This is a genomic window from Bacillus sp. ATD (assembly GCF_050585765.1).
GTDB classification, from domain to species: domain Bacteria; phylum Bacillota; class Bacilli; order Bacillales; family Bacillaceae; genus Bacillus; species Bacillus stercoris.
This window is the reverse complement of sequence record NZ_JBOBQH010000001.1, coordinates 246,978-264,946: the sequence shown is the minus strand read 5'-3', so window position 1 is coordinate 264,946 and position 17,969 is coordinate 246,978. Positions and strand designations below refer to the sequence as shown.

The 17,969-nt window shown below is 42.9% G+C and carries 17 protein-coding genes and 1 pseudogene; 5 read left to right on the top strand and 13 right to left on the bottom strand.

Annotated features, from left to right (window positions below; genetic code table 11):
* Nucleotides 1-93 precede the first annotated feature (93 nt).
* Nucleotides 94-1,170 (bottom strand): response regulator, encoded by a 1,077-nt coding sequence (locus ACQXR1_RS01370; protein WP_430771590.1) that lies wholly within the window; start codon nucleotides 1,168-1,170, stop codon nucleotides 94-96.
* Nucleotides 1,171-1,357: 187 nt separating this feature from the next.
* On the opposite strand from ACQXR1_RS01370, the pseudogene ACQXR1_RS01365 reads away from it, so the two are divergent.
* Together ACQXR1_RS01365 and ACQXR1_RS01360 are read left to right on the top strand one after the other, a co-directional pair.
* Nucleotides 1,358-3,295 (top strand): annotated as a pseudogene (locus ACQXR1_RS01365) (sensor histidine kinase); the annotation flags it as partial.
* 177 nt (nucleotides 3,296-3,472) lie between these two features.
* The gene (locus tag ACQXR1_RS01360) at nucleotides 3,473-4,435 is read left to right on the top strand and encodes a histidine kinase (protein ID WP_326274895.1); all 963 of its coding nucleotides are present in this window, start codon (nucleotides 3,473-3,475) and stop codon (nucleotides 4,433-4,435) included.
* A 46-nt stretch (nucleotides 4,436-4,481) separates the two neighbouring features.
* On the opposite strand, the gene mscL is transcribed toward ACQXR1_RS01360, so the two are convergent.
* Together mscL and fabZ are read right to left on the bottom strand one after the other, a co-directional pair.
* Complete coding sequence (mscL, locus tag ACQXR1_RS01355; RefSeq protein ID WP_014665664.1) at nucleotides 4,482-4,877, bottom strand: large conductance mechanosensitive channel protein MscL; 396 nt, start codon at nucleotides 4,875-4,877, stop codon at nucleotides 4,482-4,484.
* 70 nt (nucleotides 4,878-4,947) lie between these two features.
* The gene (gene fabZ / locus ACQXR1_RS01350; RefSeq protein ID WP_003221796.1) at nucleotides 4,948-5,373 is read right to left on the bottom strand and encodes a 3-hydroxyacyl-ACP dehydratase FabZ; all 426 of its coding nucleotides are present in this window, start codon (nucleotides 5,371-5,373) and stop codon (nucleotides 4,948-4,950) included.
* Between the two features lie 192 nt (nucleotides 5,374-5,565).
* Between fabZ and rapD the strand changes: the two genes are divergently transcribed.
* A complete protein-coding gene (rapD, locus tag ACQXR1_RS01345; RefSeq protein ID WP_430771588.1) occupies nucleotides 5,566-6,630 on the top strand; it encodes an aspartate phosphatase RapD in 1,065 nt (354 codons plus the stop codon).
* 21 nt (nucleotides 6,631-6,651) lie between these two features.
* Here the strand turns inward: rapD and flhP are convergent, their stop codons facing one another.
* From flhP to ACQXR1_RS01320, 5 genes are all read right to left on the bottom strand, one after another.
* Nucleotides 6,652-7,461, bottom strand: a complete 810-nt coding sequence (flhP, locus tag ACQXR1_RS01340) for a flagellar hook-basal body complex protein FlhP (RefSeq protein ID WP_069150466.1) — start codon at nucleotides 7,459-7,461, stop codon at nucleotides 6,652-6,654.
* A gap of 33 nt (nucleotides 7,462-7,494) precedes the next feature.
* A complete protein-coding gene (gene flhO / locus ACQXR1_RS01335; protein ID WP_014665667.1) occupies nucleotides 7,495-8,307 on the bottom strand; it encodes a flagellar hook-basal body complex protein FlhO in 813 nt (270 codons plus the stop codon).
* Nucleotides 8,308-8,467: 160 nt separating this feature from the next.
* Complete coding sequence (gene mbl, locus ACQXR1_RS01330) at nucleotides 8,468-9,469, bottom strand: cell shape-determining protein Mbl (protein WP_014665668.1); 1,002 nt, start codon at nucleotides 9,467-9,469, stop codon at nucleotides 8,468-8,470.
* A 165-nt stretch (nucleotides 9,470-9,634) separates the two neighbouring features.
* Nucleotides 9,635-9,916, bottom strand: a complete 282-nt coding sequence (gene spoIIID / locus ACQXR1_RS01325; protein WP_003221804.1) for a sporulation transcriptional regulator SpoIIID — start codon at nucleotides 9,914-9,916, stop codon at nucleotides 9,635-9,637.
* 14 nt (nucleotides 9,917-9,930) lie between these two features.
* Nucleotides 9,931-10,041: a protein usd gene (locus ACQXR1_RS01320; protein ID WP_080478284.1), complete on the bottom strand. Its 111-nt coding sequence runs from the start codon at nucleotides 10,039-10,041 to the stop codon at nucleotides 9,931-9,933.
* 224 nt (nucleotides 10,042-10,265) lie between these two features.
* Here ACQXR1_RS01320 and ACQXR1_RS01315 point away from each other — a divergent pair, with 224 nt between their 5' ends.
* Complete coding sequence (locus tag ACQXR1_RS01315; RefSeq protein ID WP_003235672.1) at nucleotides 10,266-10,679, top strand: MarR family winged helix-turn-helix transcriptional regulator; 414 nt, start codon at nucleotides 10,266-10,268, stop codon at nucleotides 10,677-10,679.
* A 21-nt stretch (nucleotides 10,680-10,700) separates the two neighbouring features.
* Nucleotides 10,701-11,891, top strand: coding sequence for an MFS transporter (locus ACQXR1_RS01310; protein ID WP_206868681.1), 1,191 nt, complete (start codon nucleotides 10,701-10,703; stop codon nucleotides 11,889-11,891).
* Nucleotides 11,892-11,983: 92 nt separating this feature from the next.
* Here the strand turns inward: ACQXR1_RS01310 and ACQXR1_RS01305 are convergent, their stop codons facing one another.
* The 5 genes from ACQXR1_RS01305 to ACQXR1_RS01285 all read right to left on the bottom strand — a co-directional run bounded on the left by ACQXR1_RS01305 (nucleotide 11,984) and on the right by ACQXR1_RS01285 (nucleotide 17,725).
* Nucleotides 11,984-13,390 carry a right-handed parallel beta-helix repeat-containing protein gene (locus ACQXR1_RS01305; protein ID WP_326274614.1) on the bottom strand — a complete coding sequence of 469 codons (1,407 nt, stop codon included), beginning with the start codon at nucleotides 13,388-13,390 and terminating at the stop codon, nucleotides 11,984-11,986.
* A gap of 105 nt (nucleotides 13,391-13,495) precedes the next feature.
* A complete protein-coding gene (pucI, locus tag ACQXR1_RS01300; RefSeq protein ID WP_430771587.1) occupies nucleotides 13,496-14,968 on the bottom strand; it encodes an allantoin permease in 1,473 nt (490 codons plus the stop codon).
* Nucleotides 14,969-15,149: 181 nt separating this feature from the next.
* The gene (locus ACQXR1_RS01295) at nucleotides 15,150-16,508 is read right to left on the bottom strand and encodes an MFS transporter (protein ID WP_430771776.1); all 1,359 of its coding nucleotides are present in this window, start codon (nucleotides 16,506-16,508) and stop codon (nucleotides 15,150-15,152) included.
* Nucleotides 16,508-17,077 (bottom strand): hydrolase, encoded by a 570-nt coding sequence (locus ACQXR1_RS01290; protein WP_243571607.1) that lies wholly within the window; start codon nucleotides 17,075-17,077, stop codon nucleotides 16,508-16,510. Before ACQXR1_RS01290 ends, ACQXR1_RS01295 begins: the two co-directional genes overlap by 1 nt.
* 186 nt (nucleotides 17,078-17,263) lie before the next feature.
* Nucleotides 17,264-17,725, bottom strand: a complete 462-nt coding sequence (locus tag ACQXR1_RS01285) for a hypothetical protein (protein ID WP_080488050.1) — start codon at nucleotides 17,723-17,725, stop codon at nucleotides 17,264-17,266.
* Nucleotides 17,726-17,969 lie beyond the last annotated feature (244 nt).

Here is a 17,969-nt window from a genome sequence, read left to right as displayed (position 1 = left end):
GAGACATATGGCGAGGGCCTTCCCTTTAGCTGACATGCACAAAAAAACCAGTGTGCATCGAAAGGCAATCGACACATACTGGTTTGGAGTTCTTTAATTAATTTGATCCTTCATTTGTTTGTAACGCTGATATTCTTTTATCGCCTCTTCTACCTTCCCGTTTTTGTTGAATAGCTGCAGCTTGTATTGCATAATTTTATGATCGCAAGGCTCAATTTTCTCAGCTTGCAGGCAAACGTCCATCGCTTGATGATCGTTCATTTCCTGAATATGATAATCGATCAGTTCATAGGCCTTTCCAAGCCAAAGCTGGGAAAGACGCGCCTTTTCCGGTTCTGCCCAAAGATAGCCGTGCTCCATTAGATAATGATTTTGATAGGACATGAAAATATCCATGTGCAGATGTAATGTAGCTTCATTGAGCGGAGGCGCCCCTTTTAGTGATTTTTCCCATTCCACAACATCGATTTTTGCGCCTGAAAGCCGAAGAATATATCCAGTATCAGTCTTCTCGATTGTTTGGCTGAAAGGGATCTGGCTGAATAATTTTCGTATTTGATAAATGGTCGAGTAAAGCTGGGTGCTTGCTTTTGAAATATCATAATGAGGCCAAAAAAGATCGATCAGCATGTCTTTACTGACCACACGGCCATGATTGTGAAGTAAAAATAAGTATATTTCACGTGCTTTCGACGTTCTCCACTTGACTGGAATGTTTGTTTTGGCACCCTTTAAGATTTGATGAAACTGCAGGCTTCCAAAGCATTGGATCGAAAAATGCGCCTCGGTATTTTCTGCATTTTGTCTGAGCATATGATTCGTTTTGATTCGTTCAACAGTAGTCTCAAGCCGCTTGTATACGACAGGCTTCAGCAAATAATCAATGGCATTCAGCTCAAACGCTTTGATAGCAAACTCATTATAAGCCGTGATGAAAACGACTTGGATGTTTTCATTCATCGATTGAATGGCCTCAGCAAGCTCAATGCCATTTACCCCCGGCATTTCTATATCAAGAAACACCGCATCTACAGCAGGAGTCTCAGGATGCTCCAAGGCTTCAACCGGATCTTGATACGCCATAATAGATTGAAAGGCGTTTGTTCGTTCAAGCATTTTCTTAAAATGAAGCAATGCCAAGTGCTCATCATCAACAATTAACGCCTTCACAAAACATCCCACCCTATATGTAAAATCGAGATATCAGTAAATAACTTCTATTATATCATGACAAATAACCCCTTTATCTGGATTCTTTTTCTTTCTATTGTAGTTTTTGAAATTTTGCACTTACAATATTTATAAAAAAATAGGAATTTAGAATGATCTGATCCTATTTGAATAAAGGAGCCATGATATGAAAGAGAAATTCATCTTTACTGCGATTATTTTCGGTTACGCTGCATTCTTTATGGTTTTCATTGCCATTGACTATTCTTCCGGGTCAACGCTTCCTGAGGCAAGGCATGGGGTCATGAACTTAGAGAATTGGGATTTTCAGAAGGATGGGAATGTACAGCTGAACGGAAAATGGGCATTGTATCCAAATCAGTTTCTGTCACCAAAAGAGATCGCTACAGCAAAAGGAAAAGATCCTCTCTTCGTTGATGTTCCCAGCAATGTAAAGCTGTCCAAACAAGGTATGAATGTAGATTACGGAACATATAAGCTAACCATAAGATCAAAGCAAGACCATCAGGTATTTGGGATCAGCACGTCGTTTATTTACAGCGCCAATCGCATCTATTTTAATGGACAACGCATTGGCCAAAGCGGAAGTCCTTCAGATAATCCTGATTTCGCGGCACAAAACCGCCCATATACGAGCTTTTTTACGCTTCACAAGGGTGACAATGAACTTGTCGTACAATTTTCGAACTTCGGAAAAACGCCGGGATGGGGAATCGCAAAGCCAATTACTTTTGGCACTCAGGACCAAATAGTGCGGGAAAACAAAATTTCCTTTCTTAATGATACGATCATGATTACAGCTTTTTTCATTACCGGATTATATTTTCTAGGCTTTTTCCTGCAAAGAAAAAGAGATAAACATTTGTTGTTTTTTTCTGTTATGTGTCTTCTGTTTTCGTTCATTATTCTGATGATCGGAAAAGAGCGGATTATATTTCTCCTTTATCCGTCAATCTCATTTTCATTGCTAAATTCATTGAGGGCCATCTCTACAGTGTTTGTCAGCATTGCGGTTTTTCTTTATCTCTATTTTGCTTACAGAGAGATTGTTTCAAAGCGTTTTATTCGCATAGCCACCGTTTCTTCCGGACTGGTCTTAGTCACAGATTTTTTAACCGTCGGTTTTATCGGCCATACCTCGTACATCTTACATTCTGTGCTAGCCGTCTCGACTCTGGTTTATATTACATATATTTTTACGATTGCTGCGATCCGCAAAATGGAAGGAAGCCTGTATCTGACCATCGCCTCTATATCAATGAGTGCTTTTGTCATTTTAACCACCATATCAGCTTATAGCGGCAAAACAGCCTTTTCCTTTAATTCGATTTATTCATTGCCAACAGTTATCGCTTTGCTGGCGATCGTTCTGCTAATGGCACAGCAATTCGCCGGGGCATTCCGTGAAAATGAAGTGCTATCGTGGAAATTGCTCAAAAGTGACCGTTTAAAAGATGAATTTATCGCCAAAACATCACATGAATTCAAAACACCGCTGAACAGCATCATTAATATATGCCAGACCCTGCTGGCCGGCAAAAGAAAAAGAACAATAGAAGAAGAGAAGGAAAATATGCAGCTCGTCATCCGCATGGGCTACAGGCTGTCCAATCTCGTAAATGACATCTTGGATTTAGAAAAAATAAAGCAGGGCATGCTTCAAATCCACCCGGTTCCTGTTGATATTTATACTTTAGTTTGTTCGGAAATGAATTTCTACAATCTTTTATCTAGACATAAAAACTTGAATATGGTGAATCATATCCCGGACGATCTTCCTTTAGTGCTCGCGGATGAAAACCGCTTCCGCCAAATATTAACCAATTTAGTCGATAATGCAATCAAATATACAACAGAGGGCCAAATCACACTTTCTGCTTCAAGACTGAACGACAGCATGATCAAAGTGACAGTAATGGATACGGGAACCGGCATTTCAGAAGCTGATCGCCAAACCATCTTTGAGTCTTTTCAGCAAGCCGAAGCGAATAAAGACGATGGTGCCGGTCTTGGCCTGAGCATTGTCAAACAGCTGGTTCAGCTCCAAAACGGAGACATTTGGGTCGAATCGAAAGAGGGAAAAGGTTCGGCATTCCATTTCACATTGCCAATCGCCCAAAATGAATCTGTATCTGAAACAAAGAAACGTCTTCCTGAATTGCATTCCAGGAAAGATCTGTCGGATATCTCATTTAGCACACCTTATTACTCTGAGCGTATTGACGCTCCAACCATTCTGATAGTCGATGATAATATTGACAGTTTAAAAATTTTGAGTGATATGCTTGAAGGTGTGCCCTACAATGTGATTGCTGCGAAGAATGGAAAGGAAGCATTAGAAATCATCTCTTGCACGAAGCTTGATTTGGTTATTTTGGACTTGATGATGCCAGATATGACTGGTTTTGAAGTCTGTATGAAAATTCGCGAACGATTCAGCATGGTCGATCTCCCGGTTCTGATGATTACAGCAGCCATTATCGGCCATGACAAATACAAGGCGTTTCATGCCGGAGCGAATGATATTTTGCAAAAACCTTATCATTACTCTGAATTTATGGCGCGTATTCAAAACCTGATCATGATGAAATATACAGCAAATCAAGCGACAAGAATGGAAATGGCATTTCTCCAATCGCAAATCAAGCCTCATTTTCTTTATAATGTCTTAAACACGATTATTTCTCTCACTCATTTGGATATTGAAAAGGCCCGGGAGGTAACAGAGGAATTTACCAACTATTTGAGAATGAGTTTTGACTTTCAAAATACATCTGCCATCAGTTCCTTCAGACATGAGCTTTCGATTATCAATTCCTATCTTTCTATAGAAAAGACGCGATTCGGCAATCGGCTTGAGGTTCTTTTCGATATAGATGAAGACATTGACTTTATCCTTCCGCCTTTAATGATTCAGCCCTTGGTGGAAAATGCCGTTCTTCACGGTGTCAGCAAGAAAAGAGGCGGAGGATGGATCAAACTGACAGCTAAAAAACAAAGCAAAAATGAGTATTACATTAAAGTAGAGGATAACGGTGCGGGGATGCATCCGGAAAAACAAAAAGATCTCTTATCTGCGGATTTTGATCGCAGCGTCGGATTAAAGAATATCAATCAGCGGCTGAAACATTTTTGCGGAAGCGAGTTGATGATCAGCAGCAATCCGGATGCAGGCACCTCAGTCTCAATGCTCATTCATCTCGCTGAAACAACGGAAAGCCCCCCGGGACTGAGGAGCACCTAAATGAAAATAGAGATAAAAAAAGACGCCGTTTCTAACGGCATCTTTTTTATTCCGGCGACTTCGTTTGCTGCTTCAGCAGGTCTCTGATTTCTTTCAGCAGCTCCTCCTGCGCATCCGCAGCTTCCTCCGCTGCCTCTTCTTCTGCTGCTTCTTTTTTGCGCCTTAACCCATTCAAAGTCCGAATGACGATAAAAATGGAGAAGGATATAATTAAGAAGTTCACAATCGTCTGTATAAAGCTGCCATACTTCACTACAGCGTCGCCAAACGTAAACGACAGGCCTGAGAAGTCAAGCCCTCCCAGCAGCAAACCGACCAAAGGCATAATGATATCATTTACTAGAGATGTGACAATCTTGCCGAAAGCGCCGCCTATCACAACACCAATCGCTAGGTCTACGATATTTCCCCGCATGGCAAAGGCTTTAAATTCATTCCACATACAATCACCTGCTTTTCTATTTTTGTAAAGAAAAAGGCAAATGTGCCGCTGGCCATCTGCCTTTTTTCATTTATTCTCCGAGGGCAAAAGTCAGTTCAACTTCGCAAACGACCTCGCCATCAACTGTGGCAACGCCTTTTCCGCGCCCGATTGTGCCGCGGGCACGAATGATTTCAACCTCAAGGTGAAGCTGGTCACCAGGCTTGACTTGTTTTTTAAAGCGGCAGTTATCGATGCCTGCAAAAAAAGCCAGTCTGCCGCGGTTTTCTTCTTTAATCAGCATCGCAACAGCTCCGACTTGAGCAAGCGCTTCTACGATTAATACGCCGGGCATAACCGGATACTGAGGAAAATGTCCGTTAAAGAACTCTTCATTTGCGGTTACATTTTTATAGCCTTTCGCCCGTTTACCCTCTTCAACTTCCGTAATCCGATCCACAAGCAAAAACGGATAACGGTGAGGAATTATTTCTTTAATTTGCTGAGTATCAAGCATTGTCTTGACATCTCCTTCATCTGCATTAGTATGTATAGCAATCATCAAAGATCCAATCTGTACATCTGAAAAGTATATTATGAATTAATCTCTTTTTCAACTGCGCTAACTATGTAACCAACTGTCAATGAGAGCCGTCAAAAGTTATGATATGATAATTATAGATTTTACCAATAGCAAAGAGGTAGGAAAATGATTTCGAAGTTTATTGAAAAAAGAATGCTAAACATGTTAGACGAGTGGTATTCCGCAATGAGCAAACGCAAAATGAATCACGTTTGCACACTGAAAGAGAAAATTGACCAGCACCTTCCGAAGATCAAAAAGAACACAAAGCTTTGGATGCGTTATCAATTGTTTCAGGCCCGCCATCAGCTGCTTTTTGAAAACCAGAACGGACTCGATTCATTGTTCGATGACCTATATGGCTTGGAAGACAAAATGGATGATGAATTGAAGTACTATCTGTATTTTTTCTCTGGATTATATGAAATGGTAAAAACAGCTCCGAAACATGCAGTACATCATTTTAAAAAAGCTGAACAGTACCTGGCCGCCATTCAAAATACGTTTGAAGCCGCTGATTTATATTATCAAACCGCAGGCGCCTATTACTTGATGAAATCACCGCCGCTTTCCATCCAATACGTCAAAAAAGCATTACACATCTATTTGCACCAATTCGGCTATATCAAAAAGGTAATCACCTGTAAACTTTTGCTTGCCGTGAATTATATTGATCAAGAACGCTATGAAAAAGCTGAACAGCTTTTCAAAGAAATCATTAACAAAACCCAGCAACTACATGACGAAAACCTGCTATGCCACGCTTATTATAACCTTGGCTTTTTAAAAGCAACCGAAAAAAAAGACCAGGAAGCGCTTCAATACTTTAAAAAAGTATTAAGGAATCGAGAATTTGAAACGAATTCTCCCGTCTCGTATCTGCACTGTGTGTACGAGTCTGTCAGAGCGCTGTTTAAAACAGGTAACATCACAGAAGCTAAAGCCGTCCTTCAAAAAGGAAAAGAATTATCTGAAAAGGTAGACATTCAAACCATTTATTTAAAATTAAAAACGCTTGAAGCCCTCTACACATCAGCGGAAGATCCCTATGAGCAGCTGCTCGAATATGTGATTGAATTAGAAAAAATCGAGGCCTGGGTGGATTTAGAAGTCCTGCTAGAAGATATTACGGAATACTACAAAAAAAAGGACGATTTCGAAAAAGCCGCTTTTTTTATCATGCGCGGCTGAGTGAAAACGCCCATTTTCTTATTATCTGACTGAATTGATTAAACCCAGCATTTGATCTCCCATTGTGATCGTTCTGCTGTTCAGCTGATATGAACGCTGGGACGTAATCAAATCTGTCATTTGTTCTGAAATATCGACATTGGACATCTCAAGTGAGCCCTGCTGCATGCCAATGTTTTGTCTATTTGCGCCATTCAGCTCTTCAAAAGCTGCCGCATTATCAATAGAGAAAAGGTTATTCCCTTCCGATTTCAGCTCTTGAGGGTTATTCACTTGGACAACCCCAAGGTTAAACCGCTGGACCGCATTTCCGTTAGAGGCGGTTAACGTGCCGTTCTTATTGATGGTGATATTCTTCATTGAACTGTCGATGTTCACTGTATTACCGTTTTCATCAAGAACCGGATACCCGTTTCCAGTAACGAGCTGAAGCTGGTTGGCATTATTGGCTGAAGGCGTTAAATATAATGCTCCGTCTCTCGTATACTGGCGGTTTCCATTTACATTCACCTGAAGATATTGGTATGGTGACGTAAACGCGATATCAAGATCACGATCCGTCTTCTGAACGCTTCCTTGATCAGAGACAAGGCGTGAATTCATCATCGCTCCGACGCCAAGGCGCAAGCCGGGCGGCGTTTTTCGGGCTTTTGCCACTTCCTCGTTTTTTTCATCAACCTGATCGAATTGCTGTCTGACAAGCTCAGAAAAATTCGTATCTTTTGCCTTATAGCCGGTTGTGTTGCTGTTTGAAAGGTTGCTGCTGATGGTGTCAATCTGCTGCTGCAGCTGGTTTAAGGTTGTTGATGCTGTTAGCATTGACCTGAGCATGGTTCATGTCCCCCGTTTTTTTCTTCCGTTATCTTAAATTTTTCCGATTTCATTCGCTGCTTTATCCATACTTTTATCGTAAGCCTGAATAACCTTCTGATTCGCCTCAAACGATCTGTACGCTTCAGTCATTTCTGTATAGGCGCTCGTCACATCCACGTTTGAAAGCTCTGAGATGCCTTGTTTTAATGAATAGGATACTTGATTATTTCCAGCTGCGCTTGGCAGATCATTGCCGTCCGCCGTGCTGTACAAATCGTTTCCGTCCCTTTTCAGATTGCGGACATCTTCCGCCATTCTGACATCAATCTGGCCGGCTGTCCGTCCGTTTGTTGTCACAGTACCGTTTTCAGACACAGTGAAATTCTCATTATCAACAGTAATTGGCTGGCCATCCGTCGATAAAACAGGGCGTCCGTTGATCGTCAGCTGATTATTCTCATTTAGTGAAAATGTGCTGCTTTTTGAATAACGGATTCCATCCGCTGTTTGAACCGGATAAAAAAGAGCCGCGTTTTCATTGGTTTCCGCATTGATCGGAACTTGATTTTCGACCAATGCAATGTCTGTAGGCTGTTCTGTAGACTTCAGGCTCCCCTGTGTAAGGAGTGGCTTGAGCTCCTGCATGTACACTCCCGTATTCACGGAACCGATTTCCGTCCTCGATGTTCCGGCCGGAGATTTTGATTCAATTCTGCTGAGCAGCATCTCAGGGAACGCTCGCATCGAGCCTTGATCAGCTTTATATCCTGATGTATTTGCGTTTGCAATGTTATTTGAAAGCATTTCCGTTCTTCTTTGCTGGGCAATCATTGCGGATGTTGCTGTATATAATCCTTTTAACAAATTTCCCACCTCTAAAAATGGCATTTTTTCCAGTTGTCATATAGGAACGTTTGTTCTATAATGGAAATCAGTATTTTATCCTATTATCGTCATTTAATATCTTTTCGTGAAGGCTTTTCATAAAAAAACCTCATTCTTTTTCAGAATGAGGTTTGTGAAATCAGCTTAGTTTGCGTTTAGGAAGCTTGTCCATATTATCAAGCATGACACCTGTGCCGATGGCTACGCAATCCATAGGATTTTCAGCAACGAGGACCGGTACCCTCAGCTCTTCGGCAAGCAGCTGGTCAAGGCCGTTTAAGAGCGCGCCTCCGCCGGTAATAATCACGCCGCGGTCGATAATATCAGCAGAAAGTTCAGGCGGTGTTCTTTCAAGCACTTGTTTCGCAGCCTGAACAATAACAGCGACAGATTCACGAAGGGCTTCTTCAACTTCTTTACTGTTGACTGTAATTGTTCTTGGAAGACCGGAAACCATGTCCCGTCCGCGAATGGAAATTTCCTCGTGACGTGCGTCTGGGAAAACCGTTGCGACTTTAATCTTAATATCCTCCGCAGTACGTTCACCGATCAGCAGCTTGTACTCGCGTTTGATATAATTTAAGATTTCCATGTCAAACTTGTCCCCAGCCATTTTAATAGAAGAGGAGGTGACAATATCGCCCATTGAAATAACCGCGATATCCGTCGTACCGCCTCCGATGTCTACAACCATGTTACCGCTTGGCTGGAATATTTCCATACCCGCGCCGATAGCGGCAACTTTAGGTTCTTCTTCAAGGTATACATGTTTCCCGCCGCTTTTTTCTGCAGCTTCTTTGATTGCTTTTTGCTCAACAGATGTAATATTCGTCGGGCAGCAAATGAGCATGCGCGGCTTTGAAAACAGGCCTTTTACATTTAGCTTGTTAATAAAATGTTTCAGCATTGCTTCTGTTACTTCAAAGTCAGCAATAACTCCGTCTTTCAGCGGGCGAATCGCAACAATATTCCCAGGTGTACGTCCAACCATTCGTCTTGCCTCTTCGCCAACCGCCAGCACTTTGCCGCTGTTTTTATCAAGTGCAACTACGGAAGGTTCATTCAGAACAATTCCTTTACCTTTAACATGGATCAGTACATTTGCAGTACCGAGGTCAATACCAATATCCCTTGCAAACATCTATTTATATCCTCCTTGAAAATCTGTTTCACAGTAAATATCCACATTGTGCCCTAATTATATATATTATCATAAAATATAGAAAAAAAGTTGGAAGCACATTAAGTTCTTTACAAATTTTTGCGGATGTTTTATGAACGATTTCAAGAAGACAACGTCAGGCGATTACGATTGCTGAACAGGCTCTCCCTCGAGTATTTCATCTTTTTTATATTTGAGTTTTGTCGCTTCTCCTCCTCTTAAATGCCTGATGGATTTATGATAATCGAGTATTTCTTTCACTTCGTTTGCCAAGTCGGGGTTAATTTCAGGCAGACGCTCTGTTAAATCCTTGTGTACTGTACTTTTGGAAACACCAAATTCCTTCGCAATGACACGAACGGTTTTCTTTGTCTCCACGATGTACTTCCCTATCTTGATTGTTCGCTCTTTGATGTAATCGTGCACACCACTCGACCTCCCTAAAATGGATGTGAGAAGTGTGAAATGAGATCCGTATTCTGTAAAGAGTCATTCATTATGCCGCTTCTTTGTTGTATGGTTTTAAAAGTAAGTTTGTGAAATATGCCCACGATCCCTCACCTCAAACACTCTCTTTGTTAGGTTTGTAACAGTGTATTAGCATTCTTTTGGGAATATGCTAAAAACTCAATAAGGACAAGGGGTGAAACGAACTTTTTCAGCATCAGCAAACTATTTCGCGTCACTAAATTTTCATCTTTACATCTATTCATCGCTCCTGTAGAATGAAATAAGCAATTAGTTACTTAGGTAAGTTTTTTAGAAGGAGACAGACATGACCTACGTCAACAGACACCTCATTCATCAAATCAACCAAAGCGCCCGCCTGATTGCCAAGAAAGCCAATGAACAGCTGGAGCCATTCGGCCTTTATTCATCTCAATGGTCAGTTTTATATTGTTTGCGTACGATCGGACCAATGACTCAAAAAGAGATTTGGTCCTATTTAAATGTGGAAGCGCCGACTGTCACACGGACGATCAAACGCCTGGAGGAGAACGGCTGGGTCCAGAGACGGCAAGGTGAAGACAAACGGGAAAAACTTGTTGTCCTCACCAAAGAAGCCGAGAAAAAATACGAAGAAATCAATGTGAAAATGCTGAAATTCGAGGAAGAGCTGCTTGCAGATTTCCGGGATGAAGATAAAGAAGCCTTTTCTCATTTATTCCGCATGTTTTTACAACAATGATAATAAGGAAGTGACATACATTTGAAAAAAGCGGATGCGATATGGACCAAGGATTTTATTATGGTCCTGCTTGTCAATTTATTTGTGTTTGTGTTCTTTTATACATTTTTAACTGTATTGCCGATCTATACGCTTCAAGAGCTTGGCGGCACAGAATCACAAGGCGGGCTTTTAATCAGCCTGTTCCTTCTGTCTGCGATCATTACTCGGCCATTCTCCGGGGCCATTATTGAGCGTTTCGGAAAGAAAAGAATGGCGATTGTATCGATGGCGTTATTCGCCCTATCATCTTTTCTGTATATGCCGATTCATAACTTTTCCCTGCTGCTCGGATTACGGTTCTTCCAAGGGATTTGGTTCAGCATTTTAACGACTGTCACAGGTGCAATTGCTGCTGATATTATTCCAGCCAAACGGCGCGGTGAAGGGCTTGGATACTTTGCCATGTCTATGAACCTCGCTATGGCGATCGGGCCTTTCCTTGGCCTGAATTTGATGAGGGTGGTCAGCTTCCCTGTATTCTTTACAGCCTTTGCGCTGTTTATGGTCGCGGGCTTACTTGTTTCGTTCTTAATAAAAGTGCCGCAAAGTAAAGACAGCGGCACGACTGTATTCCGTTTTGCGTTCTCGGATATGTTTGAAAAAGGCGCACTCAAAATTGCGACGGTCGGTTTGTTTATTTCTTTCTGTTATTCAACTGTTACATCATATCTGTCTGTATTCGCCAAATCAGTTGATCTTTCGGATATCAGCGGATATTTCTTTGTTTGCTTTGCGGTGACAATGATGATTGCACGTCCGTTCACAGGGAAACTGTTCGACAAAGTCGGACCTGGCATTGTCATTTACCCATCAATCCTGATTTTCTCTGTGGGACTCTGCATGCTGTCCTTCACACACAGCGGCTTGATGCTTCTGCTTTCAGGAGCGGTTATCGGGCTTGGATACGGATCAATCGTTCCATGTATGCAAACATTGGCGATCCAGAAATCTCCGGCTCACCGCTCAGGTTTTGCAACAGCAACGTTCTTTACCTTCTTTGACAGCGGAATTGCTGTAGGATCGTATGTATTCGGATTGTTTGTAGCATCTGCCGGCTTCTCTGCCATTTATTTATCAGCGGGTCTGTTCGTTTTAATTGCTCTGCTTCTCTACACGTGGAGCCAGAGAAAACCTGTTGAGGCTGAAGGAAAAGTGTCTATCGCAGAATAACTTGTCAGACTGCCGGGAAATCCCGGCAGTCTTTTTTGCATATAAAAAAAGGCGTTCCGCTCGATTGAACGAGAGAACGCCGCTTATAGCAATTATTCAATGACTTTCCGCGCAGGTGAATCAGGATCTAGCGTAAAGTCATACGACTCTTCATCACGATACATCGGATCGGCATAAATGGATTGCGAATCGTTATTTGTTGCTTTTCGATACGACGAAAACGAATCATATTCTTTCTTTTTCCACATCCATATGCCGTCTTGATCCGCTTCCTTGTGGTACACGTTATGATTGACCGTATTTCCTTCATTTTCAGTAAAATCGTTTCCGATAAATAATCTGGAATCACCGGCCGTCAAAATATTCTTTTCAATAGTGTTGTTTTTCGTATCGTACTGCAGCAGCAGCTGTCCGCCGTACAGTCCCTTTGTGTCATTCCGGTACATAATATTGCGGGCAATCAGAGAATTGCTGGTGCCGCCCCGCTTTTTGTCATATCCTCCGATTGAAATACCGGTGTACGCATTGTTGTACACTTTGTTATTTGTGATCTGAATGGCATTTGCATACTTTCCTTTGTGTTCAGATGTTGCTTCAATCCCAATATCGTTATCGTAAACTGTGTTGTTCTTAATCTCGATACCGTGTCCGCCATCGACATAAATCCCGCCCGCTGAGTAGTCGTCCCCATAGGCAGGATTGCCGTAAGTCGAGTTTTGATAAACCGTATTGTTTTCCACGACACCGTTTCGCACGTAATCGTTTTTATCTGCGGTTCCCTCATAACCAATTAGGTCAATCCCGATGTTGTTATTATTGCGGACCACATTGCCTGCAACAGTGAAGCCATCGATATTACCGTTCAGCACAACTGCTTCACTCGCTCCAAGCGTCAGTTTCTCAACTGTATTGTCCTCGATTCGGATGTCCTTCATGCTGCCAGTCCCATAAACTGCGATTCCGTGGGCATTTCCTTCATCCGCTGTTGTTTTAATCCCCTGGATATGATTATCCTTGATGGCGATATGACTGCTGGACCCTGACACATAAATCCCCATAGCAGTTGCTTCCTCAGATGAAACAGAAAGATCTTGAATCGTTAAACCGCTGATGGCAATGTCATGTTTATCGTGAATGCGAATCAGCGGTGTTTCATATTCAGCGTTCGCAACGGATTCACCGGTAATCACGACGTTTTCATTTTCATAGTTTCGGAACGTGATAGGCTTTCCGTCCGTACCGCTGTGCTTCACATCAAGGATTTCATGATACGTGCCCTCTCGAATCATGACGGTTGTGCCGGGAGCAGCCTTCTCAGATGCGTGTGCCAATGTACGAAACGGTTTTTCTTTTGTTCCTTCATTTTGATCACTGCCATTTGGCGAAACATATAGGCAGTCTTCATCTCTTTCCTCATTCGCTTTTGTCTCATCAAAAACGAAAGCGAAGATGCCCAACGCTAAAACACCTGCCAAAAGAATAAAATATCTTTTTCTCATTTTCGATTCCCATTTCGTTTTAGAATAGATTTCTAAAACCATTATAAATGCTCTATTTATGGAAAACCATTTCAAAAATATGAAAATATACCGTTTATATAGATTTTATTCAGCCTGGCGGACCTGTGCAGGTTCAACCGTTTCAATCGCCGACGATGCAGGCGGGTGAACACGCATCAGAACAATGTAGAAAAGAAAGGAGATCAGCACACCTACAAACCAAGAAATATCGTATAAGCTCTTTAATGCAGGAACATACATGCCAATCAGCGAAATCAGCGCCCCTAACATTGTGGCTGCGAACGCACGGTAATTGTAGCCCTTCCAATACACATACCGTCCTGTTTCGGAATACAAGTCATCTACCGAGAGCTCACGTTTGCGAATGATAAAATAATCGGCCATCATCACGCCTGCCACCGGTCCAAGCATGCCGCCTATTAAGCCGAGAAACGCATACACGCTTGTCGCACTCTCCATCAGCTTCCACGGAACCGTAAATAAAGCGAGCAACGCAGTGATAAAGCTGCCGCGTTTGAAATTGATATATTTCGGCAGGGCATTCGCTATATCATAAGCGGGCGATACGATGTTCGCCGCGACATTTACAGAGATCGTGGCGATGCAGAGCGTGATCACGGACAAGGCGATGACATAAGGGTTATCAAACTGCGCCAAAATATCGACAACATCCCAAATCGGCTCTCCGAACGCGACCTGCGAGCCGGAGGTCACCGTAATACTGGCGAAAGCAAACAGCGCGAATGTTCCCGGCAAACCGTAAAATTGCCCTTTGATTTGCTCCTTTTGTGTTTCAGCAAACCGTGTAAAATCAGGTATATTTAAAATTAATGTCGCCCAGATGCCGATGATGCCGGTCACTCCGGCAGCAAACGGCCAGAATGTTTCTGAGAACGTATGGAACTTTCCTGGCTGAGAGTATATCGGCCCCAATCCTCCGGCAATATCGACTGCCCACCATACCATGCCGCCAAATACCAGATACACTAAAGGCCCTGCCCATACCTCAAAACGTTTAATTGACTCCATGCCGTGATGCAATACGAGTAAATGAACGGCCCAAAAGAATACAAAAGAAAGCAAACCAGACAAGTGAAGGCCGAGAATGTTCCACTCGCCGCCAATTTCTCCCCAGCCCGGCCACATATTCAAAAGCAAAATGTTCAGTGCCGTGCTGCCCGCAAAGGTCTGGATACCAAGCCACATGATGGCTGTAAACGCCCTCAGAAGCGCGGGGATATTTGCGCCGTATATCCCGTAAGAAGCCCGGATGATCACTGGAAACGGCAGCCCGTATTTTGTCCCCGCATGGCCGTTTAAGGCAAGAGCGCCAAATAAGATAAGCGATGCCGTAATAATGATCGCCAGCACCTGCCAAGGCGAAAGGCCGATCGCAATTAATCCTCCCACCGTCGCGTATGTCGGTATATTATGTATACATCCCATCCAAATGGACGCAAAGTTCATTGCTCTCCATGTCCGTTTTTCCTGCCCCAAAGGCACCAAGTCTTCATTGCTCAGCCTGTTGGATTGCTGCTGACTCTCTTTTAATTTCATAGCCGGCTCCCCTTTCGGTATTGTCTGCTTTCCATTTCATGTATCGTTTTCTGACATTCGATGTCACTTAATATAACTGAAGAATCAGACAATAACATTGGCTATGATGTACAATTTTCTTATTTGTATTTGAACAGCCTAAACAAGAAAAAGAGACAGACCCTCAGAGCCCGTCTCTTTCTCAAGATGCAGTTTTCATTAATGCAGCAAATCTCACAGCCATTAACAGGCTTGCTCCTCCCGTGATGATCATAATGATTCCCATCATATCAAAATGGGCTGCCGTGATTTCTTTACCAAAAAGAATGCCAAGAATCACCGAAGACAAAATCGATCCTAGGTAACGGCAGGTTTGAAACAGGCCGGAAGTCGTTCCTACCATGTTGGAAGGACTCGTTTTCAGCATTGCTGCCTGAAGCGCGACATTTCCCAGTCCGTAGCCTATACCCAAGAGCGATAGAATGAGGCCTTTCCCGATGGTCTCGACATTGATAAAAAAGATGGTTAAGAGCACGGCTCCAGCCGTCATCAAAAGCGCTCCAGCAAAGATTGGCTTTACAACACCTGATCGGTCGATCCATTTGCCCGTAACAGGTGACACAATGATGCTCATTCCAGACATAAACAGCATAAACAGGCCGCTCGTTTGAACAGAAAGATGCATTTCATCCTGAAAATAACTTGGCAGGCCAAAAAATAAACAATAGAAGAAAACATTCAGCAAAATAAACTGAACATATACAGCTGACAGATTTCGCTGTGTTTTAAACAGACGGACATCAATGAAGGGCTTATCCGTTTTCAGCTCACGCCAGACAAACGCACAGAGCAGAAGCAAGCCAAGCACACCTTCAACCGCATGCGGCGACGTGCTGAACGACAGCAGGAAGGATAGGAGAAAAATGATTCCCCCGGCAAATAAAACAATTCCAAGAATGTCGAGCTGCCGAATAATCGTTTTGATTCCCGTCCCTTTTTTCTGATCTTTCGGGAACATATACAGGCCCAAAAAGAAGCTGAGGATAATAAACGGCAAATTAACGATAAAGATCGCCGGCCAGCCGCCCCACACAATTAAAACCCCGCCGACTGTCGGCCCCAGCGCTGTCATGGCGGATGCAAAAATAGAAAGTACAGCCAAGGCTGAAGCTTGGCGCTCATGAATATGATTCCGAATCAATCCGACACCTGACGGATAAATCGCACTGCTCCCCACCGATTGAAACAGCCGCATGACCAATAATGTCATAAATGTTGGCGCAAACGGTGCTCCGATGGCTGAAACCGCTACAAGAATAAGCCCGAATAAAAACAAGCGTTTCCGCCCAATTAAATCACCGAGCTTTCCCGTTACAGGCTGCGCTACGGCACTCGCCAGGTAAAACGAGGAAATCAGCCAAGAAACCGTTGTAAACGAGAGGCGAAACTCATGCTGGATGCTATGGAGCGCGAGAGAAATCATAGACGAGTTCAGCGGATTCAGCATCGTTCCCGAAGCCACCGCTGTTAAAAAAACAGCCCGGCTTTTTTTCGATAACATCATTTCACTTGTTCCAGAAATTCTTCCGTTGTCCTCGATTTACCGATTCTCGGGAAAATAAAGCGCAGTGTGGCTTCATGCTCTTCATCGCTAAACGTGGACATAGCATCTGTAATAAAAATCTGCTGATAGCCAAGCTGAAAGGCCTCGCGCGCTGTACTTTCCACCCCGATGTTCGTTGCAATGCCGCACAGTACAATCGTATCAATGCCGCGGCGTCTCAGCTGCAAGTCTAAATCTGTGCCAAAAAACGCACCCCACTGCCGTTTTGTCACCGTGTAATCTCCATCCTGCACACCAATTTCCGGAACAAATTCGGCCCAGTCCGCCGGCATCTCCCTTGAACCTTCCTGCGCGGGCTCATCCGTTTGCGGCTTTAGAGCGTCGGCTCCATCGTGAAAGGCTACATTTACAAAGCTGATGAACCCGTTCTGTTTCCGAAATTCATCTACAAGCTTTTTCGCATTCGGGACAACCTGGCCGCTTTGATCAATCGGCACAATTCCCTTTTGTAAATCAATGATCACCAATGCTGTTTTTTGAAAATCAATGTTGAGTGTATTCATCATACGTCTCCTCCTGATACTGTTAGTGTTTCTCACATCGCATATTTTACTCTTCACACTGCCTAAGTTCTTTTTTGACGCTTGTGAAATTCTCAGAAGGAGCGTTTTCTCATGATTTTTCTTTTATGTAATAGTAACAGGTTGTGCATACGAACAAACCGGCAAGCACTGTAATCATAAAGGGCGTCATCACTTCATCACCTGCCTGCCGTCTATCGGTTCCTGCCTGAAAATGCCTATGAATTTGCGGCGATCCACCCAAAGCAGGATGAGACACATAACCATTAATATCGTGCTAAGATCCTGCACGCCAATATCAAAACAATAGTTAATCAAGACGATGTTCACTATGATGGGCATAAAAATAACTGCCCCTAATGCAGCCGTTCGCGGAATCAGTAATAAAACAGCTGCTAGGATTTCACCAAAACCTATAAACAGTTCATAGACATGAGAATAACCGAAAAATGCCCACGCGATGGTAAACCCCTTCCCGGCAGCCGCCTCGATTTCAGGCGTCACCTCGCCAAACTGGCCAATCACCACTTTCGCCAAACCATACACGAAAAAATTAAAGGCTAAAAACAATCGGAACGTCGCGGGAATCGACTTACATACCGCTCTCCTCAACCTGCCGCCTTTATTCATCATACATCCCCCTCAGTGTATTATTTGATATAGTACACTTAATACAGTATAGAGCTTTCTATTCAATGTCAATTCCCTTTTCCGCTCATATGAACAGCTTCTTTTATAGATATAAAGTCTTGTATCATAAAAAATGCTGTTCTTCTTTCTTTCCATCCCTCGATAACATTCCCTGAAAAACCATGTCAGGAAATCTTACATGAAAATGTTTTATCGTTCTTTTTTCTCTATAATGAAGAACTATAAT

Excerpts from the sequence above, each read along its gene's own strand:
- ACQXR1_RS01360 (WP_326274895.1), top strand. The coding sequence starts at position 3,473 with ATGCTTGAAGGTGTGCCCTACAATGTGATTGCTGCGAAGAATGGAAAG.
- ACQXR1_RS01295 (WP_430771776.1), bottom strand. The coding sequence starts at position 16,508 with ATGTTATCGAAAAAAAGCCGGGCTGTTTTTTTAACAGCGGTGGCTTCG.
- mscL (WP_014665664.1), bottom strand. The coding sequence starts at position 4,877 with ATGTGGAATGAATTTAAAGCCTTTGCCATGCGGGGAAATATCGTAGAC.
- fabZ (WP_003221796.1), bottom strand. The coding sequence starts at position 5,373 with ATGCTTGATACTCAGCAAATTAAAGAAATAATTCCTCACCGTTATCCG.
- ACQXR1_RS01305 (WP_326274614.1), bottom strand. The coding sequence starts at position 13,390 with ATGAGAAAAAGATATTTTATTCTTTTGGCAGGTGTTTTAGCGTTGGGC.
- flhP (WP_069150466.1), bottom strand. The coding sequence starts at position 7,461 with ATGCTCAGGTCAATGCTAACAGCATCAACAACCTTAAACCAGCTGCAG.
- mbl (WP_014665668.1), bottom strand. The coding sequence starts at position 9,469 with ATGTTTGCAAGGGATATTGGTATTGACCTCGGTACTGCAAATGTACTG.
- ACQXR1_RS01315 (WP_003235672.1), top strand. The coding sequence starts at position 10,266 with ATGACCTACGTCAACAGACACCTCATTCATCAAATCAACCAAAGCGCC.
- rapD (WP_430771588.1), top strand. The coding sequence starts at position 5,566 with ATGATTTCGAAGTTTATTGAAAAAAGAATGCTAAACATGTTAGACGAG.
- pucI (WP_430771587.1), bottom strand. The coding sequence starts at position 14,968 with ATGAAATTAAAAGAGAGTCAGCAGCAATCCAACAGGCTGAGCAATGAA.
- ACQXR1_RS01290 (WP_243571607.1), bottom strand. The coding sequence starts at position 17,077 with ATGATGAATACACTCAACATTGATTTTCAAAAAACAGCATTGGTGATC.
- ACQXR1_RS01285 (WP_080488050.1), bottom strand. The coding sequence starts at position 17,725 with ATGATGAATAAAGGCGGCAGGTTGAGGAGAGCGGTATGTAAGTCGATT.